General features: G+C 49.7%; 7 protein-coding genes. 2 read left to right on the forward strand and 5 right to left on the reverse strand.

What is annotated here, in order from left to right:
- Positions 1 to 565: RING finger protein (locus KDK14_RS11025; protein ID WP_257265164.1), on the forward strand; the 565-nt coding region annotated here is incomplete at its 5' end.
- 222 nt (positions 566 to 787) lie between these two features.
- Here the strand turns inward: KDK14_RS11025 and KDK14_RS11030 are convergent.
- The 3 genes from KDK14_RS11030 to KDK14_RS11040 form a co-directional block, all read right to left on the reverse strand.
- Entirely contained in the window at positions 788 to 1,096 is a 309-nt protein-coding gene (locus tag KDK14_RS11030) for a helix-turn-helix domain-containing protein (RefSeq protein WP_257265165.1), read from the reverse strand.
- A 105-nt stretch (positions 1,097 to 1,201) separates the two neighbouring features.
- Positions 1,202 to 1,675 (reverse strand): hypothetical protein, encoded by a 474-nt coding sequence (locus tag KDK14_RS11035; protein ID WP_257265166.1) that lies wholly within the window; start codon positions 1,673 to 1,675, stop codon positions 1,202 to 1,204.
- Between the two features lie 122 nt (positions 1,676 to 1,797).
- On the reverse strand, positions 1,798 to 2,292 hold the full coding sequence (locus KDK14_RS11040) for a hypothetical protein (RefSeq protein ID WP_257265167.1): 495 nt from the start codon (positions 2,290 to 2,292) through the stop codon (positions 1,798 to 1,800).
- Positions 2,293 to 2,455: 163 nt separating this feature from the next.
- Here KDK14_RS11040 and KDK14_RS11045 point away from each other — a divergent pair, with 163 nt between their 5' ends.
- Positions 2,456 to 2,830, forward strand: coding sequence for an RING finger domain-containing protein (locus KDK14_RS11045; protein WP_257265168.1), 375 nt, complete (start codon positions 2,456 to 2,458; stop codon positions 2,828 to 2,830).
- A 122-nt stretch (positions 2,831 to 2,952) separates the two neighbouring features.
- Here KDK14_RS11045 and glnG read toward each other — a convergent pair whose 3' ends face one another.
- Complete coding sequence (gene glnG / locus KDK14_RS11050; RefSeq protein WP_257265170.1) at positions 2,953 to 4,452, reverse strand: nitrogen regulation protein NR(I); 1,500 nt, start codon at positions 4,450 to 4,452, stop codon at positions 2,953 to 2,955.
- Positions 4,453 to 4,455: 3 nt separating this feature from the next.
- Positions 4,456 to 5,529 carry a nitrogen regulation protein NR(II) gene (gene glnL / locus KDK14_RS11055; RefSeq protein ID WP_257265171.1) on the reverse strand — a complete coding sequence of 358 codons (1,074 nt, stop codon included), beginning with the start codon at positions 5,527 to 5,529 and terminating at the stop codon, positions 4,456 to 4,458.
- Positions 5,530 to 5,954 lie beyond the last annotated feature (425 nt).

The following is a 5,954-nucleotide window of genomic DNA, read 5'->3' on the forward strand; positions in this document are numbered from 1 at the left end:
CTTTATAGGTATATTCGATATGGACGGAATCACGCCACCCACCAACCCCGATAACCTGTCATTACCCTATCAACTCCCGACGGATAAGTGCCCTGTTTGTCTTGACTCTTTTGCCGGAAGAGAGGTCAGGGTTATCAAAGAATGCATGCATATGATTCATGATGAATGCCTGATGACTTGGCTTTCGAATAATAGAACTTGTCCTGTATGCAGAACCAGTCTCTTGGCAAGGGACGGACAACCAGCGTCTGCCATCGGTGGTAATCCTGACCTCCCGGAAACCGGCCCAGGGCAGAACTTAAATCGGGACTTGATAAATCAAATTTCATTATTAATGAATGCGAGAGGATACCCCTCAAGAGACAGGATAGAAGCACTACTATCGCTTGAATGGCTTGCCATCGGTAGCAATCCTGACCCATTGGAAAATGGCCCATTGAATGAGCAGGCCATAAATCGGGACTTGATAAATCCACTTTCAGCTTTAGCACCTGCCAACGGTGATAATCCTGACCAACCGGAAAATGGCCCCGGGCAGGGCACCAATCGGGACTTGCTAAATTAATGTTCAGCTTTAATGGGTAGCAGGAGATTTCCCTCAAGAACCATGGTGGAAGCGTATCTCCATTTTCCACTCTGACTTGGACCCATTAAACGAGAAAATTAGAATATTAAAAGCGAATGGTAAGTTATTACTTTTTGCCCAGCCCGGTAATGTCAGAATTCTGTTAACGTTGACATCATGATCAATACCGTTGCTAACCAGAACTTCAGCGTATTGTGGCGATCAAACCATCAGATCTTCTTTCAGATGCGCTGAGGGCTGTTCAGGAGGCGCTGAGGGCTCCAGGTTCAACTCCTTGATCTTCCCGGTGATTGTATTTTGGCCCCATCCCGGTAACCCTGCCGCATCCTTTTTGCGGCCTCCGGTATAGGCCAGTGCGGATTCAATAACAATGGATTCAAAGGCGGGCACCGCCTGATCCAGAATCCCGACATGCCCCGCTGCCAGCTCACCATCACACCATTGGCGGAACAGTTGCTGCCAGCTGGCATGGCCAGTTACCGACCCCGGGTTACTGTGCCCTTTGGCCATCAACATCAACAGCGTAGAAATAACGAGTATATTCTGCGGGCTGAAATCCAGCGATCAGATAGTCTCAACAATGCGTTTACCAACCGGTACGAAAGCCAGTTCACCTTAATTGCCGAACGCTCCAGTCCTCAGCTCACCGTTGAATTTGAATTTACTGTTTCTATTGAGCTGGAGCCTGTGGTTCAGATTTCTGGCCTGGAAGATATGACCATTCATTATACTGCTTGCAGCAATGTTGATCAGGAGCAGACCTTCTGTGTCTACGGTTTTGGCACTACCGATTTTAAAATTGGGTGGAATAATGGCTTTTCCCGATGTGGCCAGCAGTTTGATGTCTTTGGGATCGGTCACCCGAATGCGTTCTTCCTGCTGCGTACCGGGGTTGACGACATTGTACACTTCGGTTTGCAGGTAGAGATTTTCTTTATCCGGGTTGGAGACCACCACATCCTGTCGTGGCAGCTGGTTTGGCTTGAAGTAGACGATCATACGATCAAGAGACATGGTCGCCAGTGCTTGTGAGCTGGCGATAAGGGTAGCCAGCAGGCAGGTTCCACTGACAAGGTGTTTGATGGACATATAATGGCAATTCCGGTTTGCCCTGAATCAAACTTCGCTGAATAACTCAAGCAATTTTGAATCGACAGTGGATGAACAATATCCCCTGTTCTATTACTCCGAAAAATAATCTCAAATGGGTTTTATTCAGCATGGATCATTAATGTCGCAGGTTGTTTTGACCCCTGAAAGCCGGTAACCGGCCGAGCAATCAATTGACGGCTACTGTTGCGACAGTCGTTTTCAACACCAAACATGGCCGAGGGCTGCTCGGTAATCCAGGTTTCCCCCGCTGGCTCCGAGACTCTTAAATCAACACCGTCTGCACCGCTGGAGGCCAGGCTGAATTGGGATAAGCCACGCCCTGAGACACAGAGGGAAACCGGGCGATCAAAGCTCAGCGTATTGGTCGGAATAATAACCGGATTACCGTCTTCATCCGTTGTACTCTCATCCACAATGGCAACTTGAGACTGCAAGGACGGATAAACAATGAGCGTAATAGAAAATGAACCGGTGGAGGTATTCCCCAGTTTTCCCTGGGTGGCTGCTTCAACGTTGGTCAACAAAGTGACGGTAAGTATACCGAACAGAAAAAATACACCAATTTTCTGGCGTAAAGATAGAGTCCTTTCCATGATGTTACTGCCTTACTGCTACATCCTGTTTTCAGTATAGGCAGTGTGAAATACGAAATATTGACCTTGCTTCCGGTCATCTTTCCATATGTCGGAAATACGGGGAACTAAATTGGTAGAAAAAAGTCTAGATTCTTCCATATTAAAGTTTGGGATAAACGATATGCCTGGAATCACACCACCTTTCAGCCCAAATGATCAGTCATCACCTTATCAACTCACAACCGACAACTGTCCTATTTGTTATTCAGCTTTTGCCGGCAGCAAAGTCAGGGTTATCGAAGCATGCAAACACATGTTTCACGATACCTGCCTGATGACCTGGCTATCACGTAATACAACCTGTCCTTTATGCCGAACCAGTCTCGGGGCAAGGGAAGTACAACCAGCGCCTGTTATCGGTGATAATCCTCACGAAAATAGTCCATTGAACGGGGAACGCATAGATCGGGCCTTGTTACTTCACATTGCAGCTTTACCTTCCCGGAGATTACCCTCCAGAGAAGAGATAGAAGAGTTTTTCCGTATGCCACGCTGATTTAGATCTTTTAAAAGACAAAATTAGAATACAAAGCGAAAGGTTAGTGCGTAAGGTGACTTCAGGGCATTGTGTGCCGGTGTTTTATATTACTGACCCGCACTTCAAGCGTAATGTGGCGTTCAAACAGTCAGCTCTTCTTTCAAATGCGCTGGGGGCTTTTCCTGAGAAGCTGAAGGCTTTTCCAAAGAAGCTGAAGGCTCCAGGCTTAACTCCTTGATCTTCCGTGTAAGTGTATTCCGGCCCCATCCCAGTAACTCTGCCGCATCTTTTTTGCGGCCCCCGGTATAGGCCAGAGCTGCTTCAATAACAGTGGTTTCAAAGGCGGGCACCGCCTGATCCAGAATCCCGACCTGACCCGCTGCCAGCTCACGGTCACACCACTGGCGGAACAGTTGCTGCCAGCTGCCATAGCCGGTTACCGACCCAGGGTTACTGTGCCCTTTGGCCATCAACTCCGGGGGCAAGTCAGAGGGCAGGACTTCCCGACCAGAAGCCATCACCGTTAACCAGCGGCAGGTGTTTTCCAACTGACGGACATTACCGGGCCAGTCCAGGGTGCCAATAAAATCGGCTGTTTCCGGGTGAAGGATTTTCGGCTCAACTTCCAGCTCTTTACCAGCCTTATCGAGAAAGAAACGTGCCAATCTGGGAATATCTTCACGTCGGTCCTGAAGTCGTGGCAGATGTACCCGAATAACATTCAACCGGTGATAAAGGTCTTCCCGAAATTTGCCTTCTTCCACCAGTTTTTCAAGATTCTGATGGGTCGCGGCAATAATACGCACATCCGCTTTAACCGGCGTATGCCCACCCACGCGGTAAAACTCACCATCGGCCAGGACCCGCAACAGGCGGGTCTGGGTATCGGCGGGCATATCGCCAATTTCATCCAGAAACAGGGTGCCACCACCGGCCTGTTCAAAACGGCCACGGCGCATGCCTCCGGCACCGGTAAATGCACCTTTTTCGTGACCAAAGAGTTCAGATTCAATCAGGTCCCGGGGAATCGCGGCCATATTCAAGGCAATAAAGGATCGGTCCGCCCGGGGACTGTGGCGATGCAATGCCTTGGCCACCAGCTCCTTACCGGTTCCTGATTCACCATTAATCAATACGGTGATGTTGGAGTGCGACAGGCGGCCAATGGCCCGGAACACTTCCTGCATGGCAGGGGCTTCACCGATAATTTCCGTTGACTCTTCTTCTTTGGGAGATGCCTCCGGTACCTGTGCCTCAGCCAGTTGTTGCTGACGATGCTCCTGACCACGCTTGACCAGGGCTACCGCTTCATCAATATCAAACGGCTTCGGCAGGTACTCAAAGGCACCACTCTGGTAGGAAGACACCGCGCTGTCCAGGTCAGAGTGAGCCGTCATGATAATAACGGGAATATCCGGTTTCTGTTCATGAATGGCCTTCATCAGCTGCAAACCGTTCATTCCCGGCATGCGAACATCACTGATCAGGGTTTGTGGTTCGCTGTGCTCCAGCGCCGCCAGTACTTTTTCCGGCGCATCAAAGGATTGTGTTTCGATGCCTGCTGAATTCAGGGCCCGCTCCAGAACCCAGCGTATTGCCTGGTCATCATCCACAATCCAGACTTTGGAACTCATACTCATACTTCACTCCTGTGTCATATCCAGCCAAAGTGGTTCTCTGGTGATGGGTAAAAATACATTAAAAATGGTTTCACCCGGCTTACTCTCACACTCGATCAGCCCCTGATGCAGACTGATGATGGACTGTGCCATGGGTAACCCCAGGCCAGTGCCATCAGCCCGTCCGCTGATCATGGGGTAGAAAATATTGTCGATCAGATCAGGAGGAATGCCGGGTCCGTTATCAATAATCGACAGGTGACAAACCAGCCGCTGTCGCCGGGTGCCGATTGTAAATTGACGGGCAATACGGGTTCTCAGGGTGATCAGGCCTGCAGAACGGGGCATGGCCTGATCAATGGCCTGCATGGCATTGCGCACCAGGTTGAGAATGGCCTGTATCAGCCGTTCAAAGTCACCCGGGATCTCGGGAATACTTGGGTCATAGTCTCGCTTGAGCCTGAGTTCTCCACCGGTTTCGGCATTGATTAACTGCATCACCCGTTCCAGTACTTCATGAATACTCAGGCCTTGCATCTTCGGTGGCTGCAGCGGCCCCAGCATCTGGTCGACCAGGTCACGCAGCCGATCCGCTTCCTGAATAATAATCCCGGTGAATTCTTTCAGCTCCTGGTTATCCAGCTCCCTGGTCAGTAGCTGAGCTGCACCACGAATACCGCCAAGTGGGTTTTTCACTTCATGAGCCAGCCCCCGGACCAGGATTCTGGAGGTTTCCTGCGTGGCGATCAGCGACTCTTCCCGTGAAATTTTCTGCACCCGGTCACGGGGATTGATTTCCAGAAGCAGCCTTGCTTCCCCACAGTTGATCGGTGAAATGCTGTAATCCACATTAATCATCTCACCATTGATGGGAAAGTCGGTTTCCCGACGGGTAAACCGCTGATGCTGACTCAGACTGCGATCCAGGTCAGCCTTGAAGTTTTCTTCAGGAATCACCGTAGTTACCGGCTGGTGCAGAACCCGTTTCAAACTGGTATCCAGCAGGGTTTCTGCCGCCGGATTCAGGGTAATCACCCGAAACTCCCGATCGAGCACTATTACCACGGTATTGAGGTTATCCAGAATGATGTTTTGCATAGTTCCTGTTTCAGGGATGATCGCTGCCAAAGAGCCGGGTAAAAGCTGCTTCATGGTCAAGTATTGTTATTATTTTTACCGTACATTTCAGGCTCCGGGAGTCTGATGAAAACAGTATTGGCTTTCGTTAATGCAAAAACCAAACCAGCCTTTATGTTATGGCAAGCCAGATTTTTTGCTGCGTAATTGCCAACCTGCCTAACACACTATCCGAGCCCTATCGATGGATAACATCGAAAAGATGTTTAACGTTCGTTCCGGCTTATCAATTTTAATCGCACCATAATAGTGCATTCATGCGGTCAGAGCACTTGATTTATGGCGTTTACGATATTAAGGAGCTGTCCTGAAATAACTTCGACATTTCTACAGACGCTACCCGCTACCCGCCGCCCGCTTCCCGAAAAGCTGGAACCACTTGTGCT

This window comes from Endozoicomonas sp. ONNA2 (genome assembly GCF_024606365.1).
GTDB lineage: Bacteria > Pseudomonadota > Gammaproteobacteria > Pseudomonadales > Endozoicomonadaceae > Endozoicomonas.